We start from the raw sequence: 18,062 nt of genomic DNA on the forward strand, positions 1-18,062 counted from the left end.
TTAAGTAGTTTCGTTAAAAACTACAGACCGAATCATGCTAAGCAATTACTGGACGATTGCTATCCGCTCTTTTTCGCGCCAGCGAAACAATGTGGTCATACTCTTTCTCGGTCTGGCTGCGGGTATCACCTGCTTTATTGTTACATTCTTGTTCTTTACCCACGAAACCGGTTACGATACCTTTCACACCAATGCCGATCGGATTTTCAGGGTCCAGCAGAACCGATATAATAAAAATGAGCTTACCAACAGTTCGGCCACATCCAATTTCGGTATTGGTGCAGATATGGCAACCGAGTTACCCGAAGTTGAGCGTTATGTTATGTTCTTAAAAAACATCTGCATTGTGGTTAAGGATGGGGAGGTGTTTAAATCCGAACAATCAGGTTACGCTACCGAAGATTTCTTCAAGGTATTTTCCGTCCGCCTGCTGAAAGGCAACGATTCGCTGGTACTTGCCCGACCCTTTACCATTGCCCTGTCCGAATCGTTCAGCCGGACCATCTTTAAAGAGGAAGACCCGATTGGCAAAACCTTAAGCTGGCGCGGGTACATTGATATAGAGGTTACCGGTGTTTTTGAAGACATGCCGGAAAAAAGCCACCAGGCTTTCGATGCCCTGTTCTCAATGGAAACGTATAAAAAGCGGGCAAGCAAGCTTGTGCTGGAAGAACCCTGGCGGTGGGATGGCTACTTTAATTATGTGATGCTGCACCGGCCTGACCAGTTGCAGGCGGTAATAGAAAAGTTACCCGACCTGATTGAACGAAAAACCGGTAACTGGCTGCGCGAAACCGATCAGAAACTTGAAATCAACTTTCAGCCGCTCCGCTCCATTCACCTCGAAAGCAATTTCAGCGATGAGTTTCGCCCAAATGGTAACAGGCAAACAGTTTATTTCCTCTTAACGGTTGGGTTGATGATGCTTATAATTGCGTGGGTGAATTATGTAAGCTTAGCCACCGTACGCTCAATAGACCGCGCCAAAGAAGTAGGCATCCGAAAAGTAGTAGGCAGCCTGCGCAGCCAGCTCATCGGCCAGTTTTTAATGGAAGCATTCGTAATTAACCTTGCTGCTTTTTTTATCGCCTGGTTAACGGTGTGGATGTTGCTGCCGCAATTTTCAGAATGGTTTCAGCGCGACCTCCGTCTCGACTTCAGGTTCAGCCCTCAACTGGTTGCAGGCGCCCTGGTGTTACTTGCCATCAGCACACTTGCATCCGGTTTATACCCGGCATTTGTTATCTCAGGCATTGCACCATCACAGATACTAAAAGGAAATTTCTCTTCCGGCAAACGCGGGCAACTGCTGCGCAAAACCATGGTACTTATTCCATTCACTATAACTATAGTACTTCTGATCAGCCTGTATGCCCTGCATCTTCAGCTTAAGCTGATGCGAGAAAAAGAACTGGGCTTTGCGCCTGCCGGCCTGTTTGTTATTCAAAACTCCACCTTGTTTGATTCAACCCAGAACAGGCGGATAGACGCGTTTAAGAAAGAGGCTGCACGCATTGCAGGGGTAACCGGTTTAACTACCCTCACGTCATTGCCTGGTGAATTTATTATCCCTTATGCCAACAGTGTACAGCGCATCGGAGCTGCCAAGGAAGATGTTAACCAGTACCGGTATTTTGAGGTTGACGAACACTTTGTTGAATTACTGGGCATAACCCTGGTTGCCGGAAACGGATTCGGACCAGCCGCGGTACCCTATAAGGAAGTTTTGGTTAATGAAACAGCCAGCCGGCTGCTTGGTTTTTCAACACCCGAAGATGCCGTGGATGAAAAAGCCTTTTTCCTGGATGATACCGTTATGATTCGCGGGGTTATTCGCGACTATCACCACGAGTCGCCCAAGAGCAAAATTCAACCCGTATTTTATGTTTTCCACAAGGGTCGGACGAACTATTATGTTATCCGGCTGGAAAGCGAATCGCCAGAAACACGAAAACAAATCGAACAGTTGTTTATAAATACATTTCCGGGCCAGGCGCCCGAATCGTTTATGCTGATGGATAAATACGATTCACAATATGCCAGCGATGAGCGTCTGGGAAAAATCATCACCACGTTCACCATTGTACTGCTCGTTATTACCTGCACGGGTTTATTCAGCCTGGCTTCATTTACGGCCAAATTCCGGATGAAAGAAATCGGCATCCGTAAAGTGATGGGTGCTTCAGCAAGCGATGCAGCCTTTCTGCTGGTAAAAGAATACCTGGTAATTGTACTTATAGCGCTGGCTGCAGGTATCCCGATTGCTTTGAAAGTACTTGATGAATGGCTTACCTCGTTTACGGAGCGTATCGAAATAACGTGGTTTATTGTGGCAATACCTTCCCTCCTTGTTCTGCTTATTGCACTGGCCACCATCCTGTGGCAAACGGTGAAATCGGCCCGGGCCAACCCGGTAACTGTGCTTAAATACGAGTAGATTTTTCTTCTAGTCCGATACCAAACAAAGCAAAGTCGTATTTCACCGGATCGATTGGATCAAACATTTTTAGTGTTTCGGTAAGTTCAAGTACGGTTTGCCAGTCGGTTTGCTTTCGTTTAATCAATTTAAATTTTCGGGCTACCCGCTCAACGTGCACATCCAGCGGACAAACCAACTGGGCCGGCCTGATTTTTTTCCAGATGCCGAAATCAACACCGCGATTATCGCTGCGCACCATCCAGCGTAAGTACATGGCCAGTCGCTTGCAGGTTGATTTCCTTTCGGGAGTGGCTACATGTTTTCTGGTGCGGGGAGGAAAATCCGGCAGGCTGAAAAAAAGATTATGAAAATGAATCAGCCCCACTTCAACGGAGGGTTCAGCCGGCTCCACACAAAAGGCATCTTCCAGCGATTGGTGTTTGGAGTAATACCACCGTAAAAAAGCAATAAAGTAAAGGGCATCGGTAGTATTAAATGTACGGTGCCGGAAATCAAGAAACGGTTTCAGATCGTTTTCCCGATGGTGGAGAATAAACCGGTACGGATCGTTATCCATCCATCCGAGCAACCTGCGGCAGTTATTAATAATGGTAACCCGTTGCCCCCAGGCGAGCGTGGCTGCAAATAGTCCTGCTATTTCAATATCCTGTTTTTTTATGAATTGATGCGGAATGATTATCGGATCGTTTTCAATAAACCCGGGCTGATTATACTGAATAACCTTAGCCTCCAACAAAAACTTTATTTCTTCACCCGACTGTCGTCTTGTTTTCAAAGCCGCTGTAATAAAGCAGCAAGTAATGACAAAGATCACAGTAGCGAAAGTGCAAAACCATTAAATTACAAAGCCTGATTTTATGGACACCCATTTAAAGATCATTGAACTGCTGGCCGGCATCGGTATCTTCCTGTTCGGCATGTTCCAGCTCGAGGATTCCCTCAGGCAATTGTCGGGCAGTACATTCCGCAAACTTATCCGCAGGTTTACAAGTAACTGGTTCCGCAGTGTACTCAGCGGCACGGTGGCTACTGCGGTATTACAAAGCAGTTCGGCCGTATCGTTAATGGTGCTGGCGTTTGCAGGCGCAGGAATTCTGGGTATGGAGAGCGCCATCGGTATCATCATCGGCTCAAACCTGGGAACCACACTTACCAGTTGGATTGTGGCCACAATGGGTTTTAAACTCAAGATTGAAATTCTGGCGTTACCGTTTATCGGCCTGGGTGGTTTGGGCCTGATTGTTTTCGGTAAATCAACCCGTGCTACCAACATCAGCAAATTTCTGGTGGGTTTTGGGTTTTTGTTCATGGGACTTGATTACATGAAAACCAGCATTGACGGACTGGCACAACGTTATGACCCGAGCGAATTAAGTCACTACCCCGGAGCAGTATTCATCCTGATTGGCCTTGTGCTTACCATCCTGGTACAGTCCAGTTCGGCCGCCATGGCTATTATCCTGAGTTCTCTTTATTCCGGTGTCATCACGTTTCAACTGGCTGCCTATATGGTAATCGGTATCAACATAGGTACAACCGTTACCATTATCATCGGTTCAGCAGGAACGCAAACCATCAAGAAACAAATTGCTTTAAGTCACTTGCTGTTCAATGTGATAACCGCCCTGCTGACCATTTTATTATTTCCATTGCTGATCAACTTTATCCAAAAAGTTATTCATCTTGAAAATGATCCGGTAACGGGCATTGCACTGTTTCATACCTTATTTAACCTGATAGGCGTAACATTTTTCTTACCATGGATTGGCCGGTTTACCAAATTGATTGTGCGCCTGGTTCCGGAAAAGAAAATTACCCTAACCAAATGCCTGCATACACTGAAACCTGATATACCCGAAGCGGGTATTGCAGCACTCAAAATCGAAATCCGGCATTTGGTAGTTGAGGTGCTCCGCTACCACCTGCGGTTGCTGAAACTTACGCGCAGAGAACCGTTTCAATCGTTTCTCAAGAAAGAAGATAACATCCGGTTTGCCGAAAGTTCACTCGATGACTTATACCAGGGGATTAAACTTCTTGAAGCCGAGATTTACACGTTTGCCTCAGGCTTGCAGATGCACGAACTTCGTGATGCCGAAGCCCGCGAACTGAATAAACTGTTGCACGCCACACGCAATGCGGTGGCATCGGCCAAAATTGTTAAAGACATCCGGCACAACCTGCAGGAAGCAGAAAACTCAGGCAATGAAGAAGTAGAAAAACTGTACAAGTTCCTTAAAGACAAATGGGCGTCAGTTCACGAAGAGTTCATCTCCTTGCTGGAGGAAAAAGATACCGGCACAAACATTGGCGCCATCCACACCCTTACCGGTAGAAACAAAGAGGAGGATATAGCCTTTACCCAACTGCTTACCGCTGCCATTGCTTCACAGAAACTGCTACCAACCGATATCCCTACCCAAGTAGCCATCAACCGGGCGTTTAACATGTCGGTACGGCAGATGATCCATGCCCTGCGCGATTTGCTGTTTACCGAAAAAGAGGCTGAGATTGTTGAAAAATTAAGCGAAACAACAGCCCCGAAAGCATAGCAGCCGCACATCCGAAAGCACAGGCAAAAGACTAAAAATAGTGGTATCTTCAACGTTGATTTTGTGATGCTATGTCGAAGAACTTAAGCTACCTGGCCGGAAGAAAGGGCGTTGCCAAAACCCTGTTTGAAGAACTGGGCATTGCCGCTACCGAAACGGGCACACCTCCGGTTGAAAAAATGGAGGAACTGCGAAAAGAATTCCTGGTGGGTAAAGCCAATGTGTACGGCACCGCTACCTTCTACGATTTTTTAAAACCCGAAAACCAGGGTAAAAAAGTGTACGTGTGCAACGGCAGTGCCTGCCTTTGTGCCGGAACTCAGCCTTCCTTAAAAGAAAAACTCCAACAACATTTTAAAGAAGAAGAAATTGGCGAAATGTGCTGCCTGGGAAGATGTCATGAGAATTCCGCTTTTCATATTGCCGGGAAGAATTATTCAGGAAAAGCAATCGATTCCATTAATGAAATAAAAAAGAACAAAACGGTAGTAGCCGATAAGTACACCATCGCTTCCAAAGGCACTGCTGTTCTTACACAAAAATTTCCGGGCCTTGAGGCTTATTATCATATCCTAAAAGACTGTTTAAAAAAACCTGTTACTCAATTACATAACGAATTAAAAACTTCGGGTTTACGGGGTCGGGGGGGTGCCGGTTTTCCGATGGCCATAAAACTGGAGAGTTGCCGAAATACCGAAGCGGACCAGCGCTTTATTGTTTGCAATGCCGATGAGGGCGACCCCGGTGCCTACTCCGACCGCTATCTGCTGGAACATCAGCCCCATTCGGTATTGATGGGCATGATCATCGCAGGTTACTTAGCTGATGCATCGGTTGGTGTATTGTACATACGGGCAGAATACCCTGAGTCCATTGAAGTCATTGAAAGTGCAATACGGGAGCTTAATGAACACAATTTTATAGGAGAAAATATTTTTGGGTCAGGCTTCTCATTCCGGTTTAAAGTTATCAAAGCACAAGGTGCCTACATCTGTGGAGAAGAGACAGCCTTGCTATCCTCCATCGAAGGTCAGCGGCCCGAAGTGCGGGTACGCCCGCCCTACCCCGCCCAGCAAGGTTTGTTTAATCTACCCACTGTTGTTAACAATGTTGAAACGCTTGCCAATCTTCCTTTCATTATGCAACACGGAGGCAAAGCGTTTGCTTCAATTGGCACACCCAAATCAACCGGTACAAAACTGATTTCACTGGATGGCTACTTTAACAAGCCCGGCATCTATGAAGTGGATATGGGTACTCCCCTGCGTATTGTGGTGAATGAATTAGGCGGTGGTTTTCGTAAGCCCGTTAAAGCCATGCACATTGGAGGACCGTTGGGCGGATTGGTACCCGTTTCAAAAATCAATGACCTCACCATCGACTTCGAATCGTTTTCCAGAGAAGGTTTTCTGCTGGGGCATGCTTCCATCGTTTGCATCCCGGAAGACTTTCCACTCCTATTATATATTGAGCATCTGTTTGAGTTTACCGCCCACGAAAGTTGCGGCAAATGCTTCCCCTGCCGGCTGGGCTCTACCCGAGGCAAGGAGATGCTCCAAAAAGCACGTACCAGCGATTATAAAATCAATCGTGCGTTGCTGGATGATTTGTTGGAAACCCTGGAAATCGGTTCGTTGTGCATGCTCGGTGGCGGCTTGCCGTTACCGGTAAAAAATGCCTTGCAGTATTTTGAAGATGAATTGAGTATCTATTTTACGGAATATAACCACGAAGGGCACAAAGAAATTTTACACAAAGGACACTAAGCCGTGACATTCTTAATGGTTAAATAGATTGGAATGACAGAAAATGAAATAGCAAATAAAGTAATCGGATTGGCAATAGATGTCCATAAAGTCCTTGGGCCTGGTTTACTGGAAAGTGCCTATAAAGAAAGTTTATACTATAAGATCCGAAAGGATGGTTTTTATGTTGAGAAAGAAAAAGCAATGCCGCTGATTTTCGATGAGGTTAAGCTCGAATGTGGTTATCGAATCGATATTGATGTTGAAAACAAGCTTGTAATTGAAACGAAGAGTGTTGATGCTTTAAACGATATTCATTTGGCACAAACATTAACCTACCTTAAATTAGCAAATTATAAACTTGGTCTGCTAATAAATTTTAATGTAGTGTTACTAAAAGAAGGAATTAAACGAATAATTAATGGCCATTTGTAAACCACAAAGAAACTGCACACTAAGTCTTTGTGCCCTTTGTGTACACCTTTGAGCTCTTTGTGGTTAAAAAAACAGTTGATATGGAAGCGGTGAAGACAACATCAACGGTAAACATCCACACCAACGGTAATGGTGCGGAGAAAATTAAACTGGCGTTCATTAACGGCAAACCTTATGAGATAAAAGAAGGCGAAACAATATTGTCGTTTGTGCGCAGGAGTTTAGGTAATCGCATCCCTACACTCTGCGATGCGCCTAACCTTGAACCGTTCGGTTCATGCCGGGTTTGCAGCGTGGAAGTTGCCCTGCAACCAAACGGCAATACAAAAACCGTTGCCTCCTGCCATACACCGGTTACTGCAAATTCCTTCATCTACACCGATACTGAAAAAATCACAAGACTACGCAAAAACATCATCGAACTGGTGCTTACCGATCACCCGCTCGACTGCCTGACCTGCGAAGTAAATAACAACTGCGAACTGCAAACAGTAGCCGCACAAGTTGGCGTTCGCACCGTGCGTTACCCGGAAGGTAAAACCCATCTCGATCGCAAGAAGGATTTGAGTCACCCCTACATGACCTCCGATCTTTCCAAGTGTATCAACTGCTTCCGCTGTGTACGCGCCTGCGATGAAGTGCAGGGCGAAATGGTACTAAGCATGGCCGGCCGCGGATTTGACAGCCGCATTATAAAAAGCTTTGACGATAACTTCCTGAACTCCGACTGTGTAAGCTGTGGTGCGTGCGCACAGGCTTGTCCTACCTCAGCCATTTCGGATGTGTTTGAATCGAAAAGCATTAACGTGCAGAAAAAAGTACGCACGGTATGCACCTATTGTGGCGTGGGTTGCAACCTGGAAGTGGCCGTTAACGATGATAAAATCAAATCCATACAAGCACCCTACGATGCCGAGGTAAACCAGGGGCATACGTGTTTGAAAGGGAGATTTGCATTTTCCTTCTACAATCATCCGGACCGGTTACGTACACCCCTCATCCGTAAAAACGGTGAGCTTCAGCCGGCCTCCTGGGATGAAGCCTATGATTTCATCGCAGAAAAACTTACGCATATTAAAAACACCTATGGGCCCGATTACATCGCAGGCATTTCATCTGCGCGCTGTACGAATGAAGAGAATTACCTGATGCAGAAATTTATCCGGGTAGTTATCGGCACCAACAACATCGACAGTTGTGCACGGGTGTGTCACTCGCCTACTGCCTTGGGCATGCAACGCAGTTTTGGAACAGGTGCAGCCACCAACTCCATTGAAGATTTAAAATATACCGACTGCATTCTGGTAATTGGCGCCAATCCCACCGATGGCCATCCCGTAACAGGCGCCAAGTTCAAGCAGTTTGCCATGAAGGGCAAAACCACGATTGTAATTGACCCGCGCAGAACCGAACTGGCCCGCTACGCCACCTATCACCTGCCGCTTCGCCCGGGCACCAATGTGGCTATACTCAACATGATGTTGTACTACATCATCACCGAAGGGCTGGAGGACAAGCAATTTATTGAATCGCGAACAGAAGGCTATGACGATTTCAAAAAGCAAATACTGAACGTAAACATCGATGAACTGGAGAACATCACCGGTGTTGATAAAAACCTGGTACACGATGCCACGCTGGCTTATGCCAAAGCTAAAGCAGCCATGGCCTTCCATGGATTAGGCGTTACCGAACATTCTTACGGAACGTATGCCATCATGCTCATTACCGATCTGGCCATGATCACCGGCAACATTGGCCGCAGGGGTGTTGGCGTGAACCCTTTACGCGGACAAAATAACGTTCAGGGCGCTGCCGATATGGGCTGCCAGCCGCACCAGGGTGCCGGGTATTTTGATGTTACCCATCCGGAGTATCATAAAATGTATGAAGACTTTTATGGCGTTAAACTCCCCAACCACATCGGCTATAAAATTCCGCAGATGTACACCGCTTCGCTGGATAACAAACTGAAAGCGCTGTGGCTGATGGGCGAAGATTTGGTGCAGACCGACCCGAATACCAACAAAGTAATGGCTGCGTTGAAAAAACTGGACTTACTGGTCGTGCAGGAACTGTTCATGACCGAAACCGCCAAGATTGCCACAGTAGTGTTGCCCGGAGCGTCATTCCTTGAAAAAAGCGGAACGTTTACCAACGGAGAACGAAGAATACAACGCGTAAATAAAGTGGTAGAGCCGATTGAAGGCACGAAGGCTGACGGACAGATTGTGGTGGACATCATGAACCGGATGGGGTATCCGCAACCCGATTATGATCCGGATACAGTATTGAAAGAAATCTCCCGAATTGTTCCGTTCTTTAAGGGTGTAAAATGGAATGAACTTGGCGAAAACGGAAAACAATGGCCGGTAAAAGAAGACGGCACCGATACCAAAATCCTGCACACCGAAACGTTCAAGCGCGGCAAAGGCAAGTTTCATTATTTCGATTTTAAGGAAAGTCGGGAAATTATTAACAACGGAAAAGAATACCCCTACATCATCACGACCAACCGTGAACTGGAGCATTACAATGCCGGCACGATGACGCGCAGGACAAAAAACGTTGAACTGCTCACCGAAGATGTATTGTTGATCAACCCGGCCGATGCCGAAAAACATTTCATTAAGGAAGGCGACATGGTTTGTGTCGAGTCGGCAAGGGGCAAGGTAGATTTGAAAGCCCGTATAACCGATGAAGTGAAGCCCGGCATACTGAGTTCTACGTTCCATTTTCCGGAAATCGGGTTGAATGTAATCGGCTCAGACGAACACGACAGCGAAGCCATGTGCCCGGAATACAAAGTGATTGCGGTGAACATCCGCAAGAGCAAGGGGATCAGAAAAGCTGTGCATAGTTAAAAATCCAAAACCACAGAGCACACAAAGGTTACACACAGAGCACAAAGTTTTGTTTGTTCTTTGTGAACTTTGTGCCTTCTTCGTGTACTTTGCGGTTCATTAAATCCGCCCTTATGCGTAAACTCATTCTTCGCTTCTTGCTCATCACCATTATTGCCGCACTAACCTATGGAATTTACTATGCCTGGCTTGCCTTCCCGATCATCACCGGTTACGGGGCGAAAATTCTTTGTTCCTGCACCATGCTGGTCGGACGCAGCGAGACCGATGTTATCAGCAATGAACTGGGCTCCGGATTATTAACACTCGGTTCCTACAAAGCCAATTATTCCGACTCCTCCGCTACTGCCACCGTTTTTGGGTTAGCCAAACGCAAAGCCATTTACCGGAAGGGTTTAGGCTGTACACTCGTTAACGAAATCAGCGAAGATGAATTGCGCAAACAATCCTGGCAGGTGGCCATTCCTCCACGCACCAATCAGGATACCATCCCCTGGCCTGCCGGAAATCTACTGCCCGATTACCTTGACCTTACTGCTTACGACATTAACAAAATACAGAAAGCAATAAATGAGGCATTCGAAGAACCCGGTGAAGAAAAGAACAGGCGCACAAGGGCTATTGTAGTTGTGCATGACGGGAAGATAATTGCCGAAAAATATGCCAACGGATTTACAAGTAAAACCAGACAAATGGGTTGGAGTATGACAAAAAGTTTAACCAATGGTATCATCGGCTTACTGGTAAGGGAACAAAAAATTTCACTGAACGACCACCCGCCCATTAAGGCCTGGCAGCAGGATGAACGTGCAACCATAACGCTTCACCACCTGATGCAAGCCAGCAGCGGCCTGGAGTGGCAGGAGGTTTATTCAGGGCCAAGCACCGCCACCACCATGTTATTCAAAAAGCGTGATGCCGGCAATTACGCGGCTGCATTTCCGTTGAAAAACACACCCGGTGAAGTCTTTTATTATTCCAGCGGCACCACCAACATTATATCACGGATTTCCCGGCAACTGATTGGCGATAACGAATACCATAGCTATCCTTATCATCATCTGTTTCATAAAATAGGCATGCATTCGCTCGTGATCGAACCCGATCCGGGTGGAACATTTGTCGGCTCCTCCTTTTCATACGCCACAGCCCGCGATTGGGCACGGTTTGGTCTGCTTTATCTGAATGACGGTTATTGGATGGGCAATCGTATTCTTCCGGAAGGTTGGGTGGAATACACGGCCACACCCGCTAAAGGTGCAAAGCGCGGAGAATATGGCGCACAGTTCTGGCTGAATGCGGGCAGCCCTGACGACAAAAGTAAACGCGATTTCTCTGATGTGCCTGAGGATATGTTTTATTGTTCCGGTTATGAAGACCAATATGTTTTCATCATCCCCTCAAAAAATCTGGTGGTAGTCAGGTTGGGTTTAACCACCGGCAATGGAATTGATTACAATCAGTTTTTGAAGAACATCATTTCATCATTACCTGAATAAATTCAGAACAAGGTGAGTTAGCCCATCGAATCGGTAATATTATGTCATGGTGCCAGTCTCTTTACAATTTTATCAATGTTCGAAGTCCTCTCCTTTTTAACTTTTTCAACTAAAGTACGATCAAGTTTTGTCTTCACTTTCTGGTACACTTCTGCAGCATCCGTAAATGGTTCCTTTTGAATTACGGGAGCCGTACCAAATCCACCCATATTCAATACCTGGGCAAGGATATCCTGCTTGGTAGAGCCCGGGCCGCCTATATACTCAGTGACCATCATCGAAGCACGAAAATCAAGTTGTGCAGCATAGTCACCGGATGATTCTTGAGTTACCCGAATTTGCGGATCAAGTGTGTACGCAAACACAACTTTATATTTCGTTGACCAGTAATCATTTATTTTTGATGGAGTACCTAAAACTTTTATTTCACGATAAGGTATTTGGTTGATGTCGATCAATTCAAAGTTGGTAACTCCATACGCAGCATTTAACTCAGCCACCAGTTGTTCGCCTGCTTCAAGCAAAGACTCATCCATATATTCGCCCGGTACGCTAACATAGGCGGTTAATGCAACGGTTCCTGTCTGAGGCGGGGTTGGATTTACCCGCACAGGCTTTAGGTCCAATACCACACCAACTTTATTGCCATCAGCAATGATGCGGTTCATCTTACTTCCAAAACTTTCCTTCTTGACCGGAACGTTATCCTTGGCAGATGCCAATTCAGGAGAAACCGTTGTACTTCTTCCTTCAAAGACATTCTCCTGCAGCGCTTTTTGCTGGACCATCGCTGACTGTGGATTAGAAGTAGTTGCAGAAACCGAAACTGCACTGCCACTTACAGTCATAACAGTTCCTCCTTCAGGAACTTTAACACCCAACTCAACCGGCAGGTAAATTATTTTTCCGGGGTTTATCTTCTCGCTCCAGGTATTATACTCATCTACAACATTTAAATACTGAAGCACACCGTATCCTTTCTCCCCCACTTTAGCAGCCAGTTCAGTATTATCACTCACGAACGGAGTCATTTTCTTTTTATAGCCAAGCATCAGTTCACTTTGAATAAGCTGATCCTTCCCCTTGCGAATAACTGAACCAACTGTAATGACAGTACTCAGGTTTCCTTTTGAATCAGAGGTCAGGTAGTCATACACTTCAATTGCTCCCTGTCGTTGCAGAATTACCCAATGTAACCCAATTGGGTTTGCCCGGTAAACCCATGTTTTACCGTCAATACTGAAGGCCTCCAGGGTTGCCTTGTTAACCGGTCCGTTTGCCGTCTTTAAAGGTGCAGACGGGAGCTTCAAAATATCAGGGTGGTCGTAAACGATGTCGGTCTTAATAAGTTGACCATCTTTTGTCAGTATCATACCCGGAATTTCTTTGTTGAAATTGCCTGTATTGAAATACGATGACTGAGCTTTTGCTGATAAGCAAAATAAAACTAAGGCGAAAAGAACAAGGTTGGTCTTCATGGTAAAGCGGGTTACTGTTACCAGACAAAATCACCAATTTATTGAAAACCTGTGCCTTGTATTTTGCGAACAGCCCGATTTAATTTGCCGATGACCAACCCGGTTTTACAAGAATCCAACTCCTAACGCAAAGCGTTGTTTACCTCACTCTTATCACCCGTCATTTCCCAATGTACAAGCGATGTTGGAATACAGCCAATGGCATTAATCCGATCAAAAAAATCCTTCACCCGAAACGCTTCATTTTGTTTCTCCTTAATTCTTGCATATTCGGCCATAACCTCTTCGAGCAGGTACTTGCCGGTGATGTAGCTTGTTCCATAACCCGGCTGGCGCAAATACAAATGTTGTTCAAAAATCAATAGTTCCTTTTCTGTTTTCATCCAGCCGCGCGGGGTGTATTCAGAGTGTATCCCACCGGCTTCTTCCATAGTCATTTCGTTGGCGTGTGCGTAGAGCGAGCCCAGCCCACGGGCCGCCCGCTGGGCAATCATAATGTAAACAATCTCGCGAACCCGTGGATCATCGTTGTATAAGCCGGCCTGCATAAACATTTCTTCCACGGCTGTGGCTGTACCTTCGTTGCGCGAGTCGAAAATATTGTACAATAACGGAACCCTGCGGATTTCACTTTCATGCAGCTCCTGGTCCATGCGGGCCAGTTCAAACCAGTGATAGAAATGTGAATAAAGCGGCCGTGGATCAATATGCATCCCGATAACAAAAAAATTTCGCTTCTCGGCCGGCACAAACCGGCCCAGGTGTGCCCGCAAGGCTGGCTCGAAGTACTCTTTAACAGTTACGATTTCATCTTTATCTAAAAAATTTAAAAGACTTTTAGCCGACCGTTCGGCCAGTGCATTAAACGCTTCAGGCGTATCGGCTGCTTTGAGTTCAGGCAGGTGGCGGTTCCGGTGTTCTTCCAGTTTCAGGGCCGTCCAGGCGCGGGCCAGTTCGCGCTTCAACAGCATTACTTCATCTTCCCAGGTTAGCGGCACCAGATGCACATAGCGTTGGTACCACGTGTAATTATCCTTGCCGATACCGGATGGACCTGTTTTAGAGGCTGATTGCTTTTCCAGCCAGTCGGCAAAGTCGGCTGTAGCAGTGATGGCATCTTCAATGGCAGTAACCAGATCGTTGTGAAGTCGTACTTCGGGATAATCCAATACCTCAGCCAGGTTTGCCTGTTGTGTTTTAATATCGCGGATGCCGGCACTCCACAAATCGCGGGCGTTACCCGTCAGGTTAATTTTTGCCTGCTGACAGAGGGGCGGTATCACCCGCAGTTCGTTAATCAATTTTTCTTTGCTCTCAGCCGTCAGCGGGAAAGTATATGTCCATAACTCCACGATGGCGGAATGCGTGGGGCCTTCATGGGCCGGTACATCACTGCGATCCATCCACAACGTTTTATAATAGGCCGGGTCGCGTTCCCACGGGCGTAATACGCGGTGGTCAAAATCCAACCCGTTCATTTCGGCATAAACGATATACCAATCCACCTGGTGTTTTACGGGCCACCCGGTAGTATCAAATGCATGCAGCCTTTGTTGCCATTGCTTTAATTCGGTATGCTGCTTCTTCATGGCGCGTACCGAATAATCCGGAACGCCATTTACCGTTAGCGGCTTCTGGAACTTGCGCCATTCCTTAAAAAAAGCTACCAAGTGATCATACGTAGTTAGTTTTTCCTGTACAGGTTTTTCTGGTGAACACTGAGCCAGCAAAAGCCATACAACAATAAGCGGAACATGCTTCATAGCCGAAGTATTAATTATAAGATTTCTCGTAACAAAGGCCGGGTAAGGCAGGTCGGGCCACCTCCGCCCTTTACACTAATTTCATTTCCCTCGTATTCATGTACGTGGCAACCTTCAGCCTCCAGTCGCTGCCGCGTAACAGGATTACCCGCTACCATAATGCATTCGCGTGGTGCGATGGCCAACACGTTGCAACCCATGGAGTTCCACTCGCTATCGGGGACTTCAATGAATGTGTATCCGCGATCAAGCAACCCGTTTCGGAATGCGATAGGCATTAAAGGCGAATACACAACAGCCAGGGTTTTATCAACCGGACTGAATACAGACATGAGGTGAAACACATCGGAAGGGCCTTTGTAGTGAGGCATGTGTGCTACCCAAACGGTAATGCCAAACGGTTCCAGCAATTGTTTCAACTGCCGGATACCTTCTTCGTTGGTACGGTAGGTATGGCCGACAGCCAACGTGGTTTTATCAACCCAGGCAACATCTCCGCCCTCAACCGTTCCGGGTGCCTGAATGACTCCGAGTATCGGAATATTCAAACGTTCAAACTCCCGTTGTTCTGCTGCCGGCTCGGGTAGCCTGGCAGGTTTACCCATGTTGCAGATAACCATGCCATAATCTGTGGCAATGGCCGCATCCCTGCAATAAATTGAGTCTATCGTAACGGCCGCATCATCCGGCAAAAAATAAAGATGGGCTCCTGATGCTGCTATCAGGTTTTCAAAGTTCCTGTATTCGGCAACGGCTTTTGCCAGGTCGGGCTTCGATAAAAAGTTTAATGCTTTCCACTGCTCATTTACCTGCGTTTCATTTACAAAAGCCTGTTCGGGGCGTTTTAAAAACACCGAGCGCAAGTGGCCATACTCTGAATGATGGGTGACTGTCATTACTATTAAGTTCTCTTCATCTGCATGTGGGCATAAAACGGAAGGCCCAGCATCAGCAACACAAATCCCCAATACACCGTTTCCTCACCCGAACCGATTACCGCCCACATGGAATAACCAAAAGCAAGCAGGGCAATCACGTAACGGTTACCGTTCAGCTTGGTTATTCCCCGAAGCCGGTTCTCCATAATCACAAAGGAAACAACGGAAAACAGGAAAGCAATGAGCGAAGTAAGCGTTGAAAGAAGGATGATAAACTTATACGTATCGGCCAGGCTGCGACTAAAGTTCATGCTCATCATAATCGAAACCAGAATACTGGAAACAATAAGCCCTGCTACCGGAGTACGGTATTTATTTTCGATGGCAAACAACCTGGGAAAGAGCCGGTCGCGTGCAGCAGCAAAAGGCATCTGCCCTTGTATCAGTATCCAGCCGTTGAGTGCACCAAAAGTTGAAATCACTGCCCCGCCTGCTACCAGCAGCCGGCCGCTTTCGCCAAACACCGATGCGGCTGCATCAGCAAAGGGCGCTGCGGAGGCATGCAATGCAGCCGGTGGAATGAGTCCCATCACAGCCACCGTGCTGGCAATGTAGATTACGGTGGTAAGCAAAGTGCCGATGATGGTTGCTTTTGATATGGTAGTCTCCGGGTTCTTTACACTTTCCGATGGAATGGTTGCACATTCCAGTCCAAGAAAAGCAAACAAGGTAAGCGTGGTGACGCTGGTGATGGCTGACATGTCAGATTGAGTGCTGACGTTGAATGGAAAAAAATTATCGGATTTCAGAAATATAAGGCCCACAATCGTAATCACAACAAGGGGGGCCAGTTTTAAGATGGTAGTAACTACCTGAACAATGCCAGCGGCTTTTACTCCCCGCGTATTGATATAGGTTAACAGCCAAATGGCAGCAAGCCCGGTGATAACGGCCAGTGCCGGATTGTGATCGAGGGCAGGAATAAAAGCACTGAGATAACTAACAAACGCCACAGCGATGGCGGCATTGGTACACCACACCGAAATCCAGTACCCCCACGCAACGAGAAAAGCCGCAAACGGACCAAGGCCATCGCGTGTATAGGCGTAGGGACCACCTGTAGCCTGCGGGTTTATTTTGCTAAGCCAACTGAACACCAGTGCCAGACACATAGCGCCCGCCCCTGAAATAAGCCACCCGATGATGCTGATGCCTCCATAAATGCCAAGCGTTGCCGGCAACATGAACAAAGCCGAGGCAATCATGTTACCCATCACCAGCGAAGTGCTGGTCCATAACCCGATTTGTTTTGGCGCTTTCGTCATGACAGCCGTTCAGGAACAGAATAACAATTAAACCGATTATCCCGCACAAAACCCAACAGCGTAATTCCACAATCGGCAGCAAGCTGCACCGCCAGGCTGGAAGGTGCCCCTACTGCGGACAAAACCGGGATGCCCGCCATGGCGGCCTTTTGAACAAGTTCAAAACTTGCGCGACCGCTAACTAATAATATTGAATTGGTTAACGGAATTTCGTTCTTTACCAACATCGCTCCAATTACTTTATCCAGTGCATTGTGCCGGCCTACATCTTCACGAATCACTACCAGTTTGCCCTCTTGTGTAAACAATCCCGAAGCATGCAGGCCCCCCGTGTATTCGAAAACCTGTTGCGCCTTGCGAAGCGCTTCAGGCAATTGATGAATTACTTCGGGGTTCACCGTCCAGGAGACAGGAACAGCCGAACAATGCTGTGCAACCGCCTCAATGGACGACTTGCCGCACACCCCGCAACTGGAGGTGGTGTAAAAATTCCGCTGGAGCTTTTGAAAGTCAATGGTAACATCCGGTTTCAGTTCTACACGGACCACATTTTCCTTTTCCTCCTGCCGGCCAGCATCCCCGCAATGTTTTATGCTTTCAATTTCCTGATAGGATCTGATTATTCCCTCGGTAAACAAGAAACCTATCGCCAACTCAAAATCATGGCCGGGTGTGCGCATGGTTACCGATAGGCTTTTCTGCTTACGGTCAGTTGGTGAACCGAAACCTAACCGTATTTCAAGGGGTTCTTCAACTGCTAAAATATCCGGGGCAGTTTCACGTGAGTTAGTCGTAACCTTGAAAATTTGAGCTGGGTGTACGTGAGCCATCATATCTTCAATCGAAAGTTAGCGGATTACCGAGTAAACAATACTCATTATTTAGTAAATTTGATTATGAAAGTGCGGAAACTAACAATTGAACAGGATCAGCAAGAAAAAGAAGAATACTTTCGCAGCCTCTCCGGTGAAGAACGGTTGAAAATGATGCGGATTTTAAACGACCGCCTGCGCAAGCCCGGCATCAACTACGAACTCCGAAACAAAAAAATAAGAGTGACCCGATTGCCGTGAGCATCTTAAA

At 46.8% G+C, this 18,062-nt stretch carries 13 protein-coding genes; 7 read left to right on the forward strand and 6 right to left on the reverse strand.

Going from position 1 to position 18,062, the window contains the following annotated elements:
- The first annotated feature begins 34 nt into the window (after positions 1-34).
- Complete coding sequence (locus tag HRU69_14795) at positions 35-2,437, forward strand: ABC transporter permease (protein ID QOI98672.1); 2,403 nt, start codon at positions 35-37, stop codon at positions 2,435-2,437.
- On the opposite strand, the gene HRU69_14800 is transcribed toward HRU69_14795, so the two are convergent.
- A complete protein-coding gene (locus tag HRU69_14800) occupies positions 2,424-3,173 on the reverse strand; it encodes a TIGR02757 family protein (GenBank protein ID QOI98946.1) in 750 nt (249 codons plus the stop codon). The genes HRU69_14795 and HRU69_14800 overlap by 14 nt on opposite strands.
- A gap of 124 nt (positions 3,174-3,297) precedes the next feature.
- Here HRU69_14800 and HRU69_14805 point away from each other — a divergent pair, with 124 nt between their 5' ends.
- The 5 genes from HRU69_14805 to HRU69_14825 all read left to right on the forward strand — a co-directional run bounded on the left by HRU69_14805 (position 3,298) and on the right by HRU69_14825 (position 11,535).
- The gene (locus HRU69_14805) at positions 3,298-4,992 is read left to right on the forward strand and encodes a Na/Pi cotransporter family protein (protein QOI98673.1); all 1,695 of its coding nucleotides are present in this window, start codon (positions 3,298-3,300) and stop codon (positions 4,990-4,992) included.
- Positions 4,993-5,063: 71 nt separating this feature from the next.
- Positions 5,064-6,758 carry an NAD(P)H-dependent oxidoreductase subunit E gene (locus HRU69_14810; protein ID QOI98674.1) on the forward strand — a complete coding sequence of 565 codons (1,695 nt, stop codon included), beginning with the start codon at positions 5,064-5,066 and terminating at the stop codon, positions 6,756-6,758.
- Positions 6,759-6,791: 33 nt separating this feature from the next.
- Positions 6,792-7,172, forward strand: coding sequence for a GxxExxY protein (locus tag HRU69_14815; GenBank protein QOI98675.1), 381 nt, complete (start codon positions 6,792-6,794; stop codon positions 7,170-7,172).
- An 80-nt stretch (positions 7,173-7,252) separates the two neighbouring features.
- Complete coding sequence (gene fdhF / locus HRU69_14820) at positions 7,253-10,036, forward strand: formate dehydrogenase subunit alpha (protein QOI98676.1); 2,784 nt, start codon at positions 7,253-7,255, stop codon at positions 10,034-10,036.
- A 113-nt stretch (positions 10,037-10,149) separates the two neighbouring features.
- The gene (locus HRU69_14825) at positions 10,150-11,535 is read left to right on the forward strand and encodes a serine hydrolase (GenBank protein QOI98677.1); all 1,386 of its coding nucleotides are present in this window, start codon (positions 10,150-10,152) and stop codon (positions 11,533-11,535) included.
- Positions 11,536-11,579: 44 nt separating this feature from the next.
- On the opposite strand, the gene HRU69_14830 is transcribed toward HRU69_14825, so the two are convergent.
- The 5 genes from HRU69_14830 to fdhD all read right to left on the reverse strand — a co-directional run bounded on the left by HRU69_14830 (position 11,580) and on the right by fdhD (position 17,809).
- Positions 11,580-13,013 (reverse strand): hypothetical protein, encoded by a 1,434-nt coding sequence (locus tag HRU69_14830; GenBank protein QOI98678.1) that lies wholly within the window; start codon positions 13,011-13,013, stop codon positions 11,580-11,582.
- Positions 13,014-13,135: 122 nt separating this feature from the next.
- On the reverse strand, positions 13,136-14,776 hold the full coding sequence (locus tag HRU69_14835; protein QOI98679.1) for a DUF885 family protein: 1,641 nt from the start codon (positions 14,774-14,776) through the stop codon (positions 13,136-13,138).
- Positions 14,777-14,790: 14 nt separating this feature from the next.
- A complete protein-coding gene (locus HRU69_14840) occupies positions 14,791-15,672 on the reverse strand; it encodes a hypothetical protein (GenBank protein QOI98680.1) in 882 nt (293 codons plus the stop codon).
- 5 nt (positions 15,673-15,677) lie between these two features.
- The gene (locus HRU69_14845) at positions 15,678-16,979 is read right to left on the reverse strand and encodes an amino acid permease (GenBank protein QOI98681.1); all 1,302 of its coding nucleotides are present in this window, start codon (positions 16,977-16,979) and stop codon (positions 15,678-15,680) included.
- A complete protein-coding gene (gene fdhD, locus HRU69_14850; protein ID QOI98947.1) occupies positions 16,976-17,809 on the reverse strand; it encodes a formate dehydrogenase accessory sulfurtransferase FdhD in 834 nt (277 codons plus the stop codon). The genes HRU69_14845 and fdhD overlap by 4 nt, the downstream gene beginning before the upstream one ends.
- A gap of 66 nt (positions 17,810-17,875) precedes the next feature.
- On the opposite strand from fdhD, the gene HRU69_14855 reads away from it, so the two are divergent.
- Positions 17,876-18,052, forward strand: coding sequence for a hypothetical protein (locus HRU69_14855; GenBank protein ID QOI98682.1), 177 nt, complete (start codon positions 17,876-17,878; stop codon positions 18,050-18,052).
- Positions 18,053-18,062: the final 10 nt, after the last annotated feature.

Source organism: Flammeovirgaceae bacterium (assembly GCA_015180985.1).
Classification (GTDB): Bacteria; Bacteroidota; Bacteroidia; order Cytophagales; family Cyclobacteriaceae; genus UBA2336.